The sequence below is a fragment of the Enterobacter sp. PTB genome (assembly GCF_051130085.1).
GTDB classification, from domain to species: domain Bacteria; phylum Pseudomonadota; class Gammaproteobacteria; order Enterobacterales; family Enterobacteriaceae; genus Enterobacter; species Enterobacter ludwigii.
On the sequence record NZ_JBDKEE010000183.1, the window covers coordinates 1 to 251 of the forward strand.

The window sequence follows — 251 nt, forward strand, 5'->3', positions numbered from 1 at the left end:
GCCGAGCGCCAGCAGCACCGCGAAGGCGCCGATCAGGCTGACCGGAACCGCGACCGCCGGGATCACCGTGGCGCGCAGATTGCCGAGGAACAGGAACACCACGATCACGACGAGCACGAAGGCCTCGCCGAGCGTCTTCATCACCTCCTTGATCGTGTCGGAGACGAAGGTCGTGGAGTCGTACTGCACGAGGTAGGTCAGGCCCGGCGGAAACCGCTCCGACAATTTCGCAAGCGTCGCCTGCACGGCCT

General features: G+C 65.7%; 1 protein-coding gene. It reads right to left on the bottom strand.

What is annotated here, in order from left to right:
* Window positions 1-251, bottom strand: a 251-nt coding sequence (locus AAIR21_RS28175) for an efflux RND transporter permease subunit (RefSeq protein ID WP_434682882.1), incomplete at both ends; no start/stop codon positions are given.